This window comes from Streptococcus oralis (assembly GCF_003943825.1).
Classification (GTDB): domain Bacteria; phylum Bacillota; class Bacilli; order Lactobacillales; family Streptococcaceae; genus Streptococcus; species Streptococcus oralis_CD.
Map to the genome: position 1 here is coordinate 1 of NZ_RJNJ01000027.1, position 1,456 is coordinate 1,456.

Consider the following 1,456-nt stretch of genomic DNA (forward strand, 5'->3'; position numbering starts at 1 on the left):
CTGCTACCACATCTCCTACACTTTGCAGTTGGTCAATTTCCTCATCACTGATTTCAATTCCGAATTCATCTTCTAGTGTCAAGACGAACTCCATCAAGTCCACTGAGTCCGCATCTAGGTCATCTTTCAAACTCAAGGCCTCTGTTACGACAAAGTCCTCTCCCTGTCGCTCTTGGATAATGGTTACAATACGGTCAAAAATTTCTTTTTCTGTCATCTTTTTATTCTCCTGAAAATTCACGCGCAGTCTGGGCAACTACGTCTGTTTCTAGCATGGTACGAATCTGGCGAATCGTACTATACACAGCCTTGGCATCACTTGAACCATGAGTCTTGACAACCGGTGCCTTAACACCAAACAAGACCGCTCCACCAACATCTGAATAGTTGAGTTGCTTTTTCAAACCTTTAAGGCTATCCTTGAGAAGAAGAGCACCTAGTTTCGCTCGAAGACCACCACCTGTGATAGCTGTCTTAAGCAAGCCCATGATACCCATGGCTGTCCCTTCAATAGATTTGAGCACAGCGTTTCCCGTGAAACCATCTGCCACAACAACATCCGCAACGCCATTCATCAAATCACGCGCTTCCACGTTTCCGACAAAATTCAAGCTTTCATCAGCTGCTAGCAAGGCGTAGGTTTCCTTACGAAGGGGATCACCCTTGCTACTCTCTGTTCCATTATTGAGCAAACCAACACGTGGTCTCGAAATCCCACGAACATTTTTCGCATAAAAGGAACCCAAAACAGCGTATTGGTGCAGATGATGGGCTGTATTTTCCGCATTGGCTCCAAGGTCTAGCATGTCAAAGCCTTTGCCATCAATGGTCGGTAAGGTCGACATGAGTCCAGGACGGTCGATATTCTTGATACGACCTACAATGAAGAATCCTGCAGCCAACAAGGCACCTGTATTCCCAGCTGAGAGGACAGCGTCTGCTTCACCCTCTTTGACAGCCTTGGCTGCCAATACCATACTGGCATTTTTCTTCTTACGAATAGCTTTTGTAGGCTCATCGTCTGAGTTGATTTTCTCATCCGTATGGATAATGCTGACACGCTCTGTCGCCGTTAGATATTGCTTGATCTTGCTTTCATCTCCATAGAGTTGAACCTCAATATCTGAAAAGTCAGCAAGGGCTTGATTGACACCCTCAACGATGGCTTGAGGTGCGTAATCGCCTCCCATAGCATCTACTGCAATTTTTTTCATTTGTCTTCCTCTTTTAGTAATTGTCCCCAGTCTGCCAGGGAATCAATAAATTTCTTTGATTTTAGGTGAATTCCAACATACTCTTCGTAGATTTGGTCTATAAACTTGCGCAAGTCTTGCTTGATTTCAGGCTTGAGCGAAATAGTCTCCAAGGTCTCAAAATCAATAGCTTGAAATTGATTGAGCAGATAAGGAATATTGGGATTCAGATGACAACGTCTCTCATCTTCATGATAATGCTC

3 protein-coding genes are annotated in these 1,456 nt (G+C 44.4%); all 3 read right to left on the reverse strand.

All coding sequences use genetic code 11. The features are described from left to right. Positions 1-217 (reverse strand): acyl carrier protein (locus tag D8863_RS10335; RefSeq protein WP_125441849.1); only part of this gene is annotated, 217 nt, incomplete at its 3' end. A gap of 4 nt (positions 218-221) precedes the next feature. Then, positions 222-1,214: a phosphate acyltransferase PlsX gene (gene plsX, locus D8863_RS10340; protein ID WP_125441850.1), complete on the reverse strand. Its 993-nt coding sequence runs from the start codon at positions 1,212-1,214 to the stop codon at positions 222-224. Then, the coding region (gene recO, locus D8863_RS10345) for a DNA repair protein RecO (protein ID WP_125441851.1) at positions 1,211-1,456 on the reverse strand (246 nt) is incomplete at its 5' end. The genes recO and plsX, both read right to left, overlap by 4 nt.